Genomic DNA, 613 nt, shown 5'->3' with positions numbered 1-613 from the left:
AGATGTGTATAAGAGACAGGAATGAGTCTTAGTTTCGCTATTTTCTTGAGCAAATTCATTCGGAACTTTTCCAGTTACTGCCTCAGGATGCTCTACACGAACAGCCTGCTCACCAGGAAAAATAAAGCCGAGGCGATCTCTAGCTTGAGCGGTAACGTATGCTTTGTCTTTCCATCGGTCAATATTATTATCCAACGTACGCTTTTGTTCACGTAAATCACTTTCTTCACGCTGAAGTGCATGAAGCTCCGACAAGCTTAACGCATAATTTCTAACTGTTGAAATGCATTCAATTGAACCAACGGTAACTACAAAAACCATAAATAAAAACACGAGCGGTCCTGAAAGTAGTCGACGCTGTTGCAATGGTGATACTACATCCTCACCTAATGCCGTTTTACGACGCTTTTTCATAACCATACTCTCTAAATTACTTGATGTATTCGACGTGAAAACATCATGTATTCCGCTAATATCTTACGTGCTTTAGATGCAAAATGCTGTTGTACCACATTTACAGTCACGCTACATTTACAGTCACTCTACATTTATTCGTTATTAAAATTAAAAAACTGACGAACAAAACTGCAAAAAAATATTCAAATTTTTCTAC

This window comes from Gardnerella sp. 30-4 (assembly GCF_001641215.1).
Lineage (GTDB): Bacteria > Actinomycetota > Actinomycetes > Actinomycetales > Bifidobacteriaceae > Bifidobacterium > Bifidobacterium leopoldii.
This window is presented reverse-complemented; position numbering follows the sequence as displayed.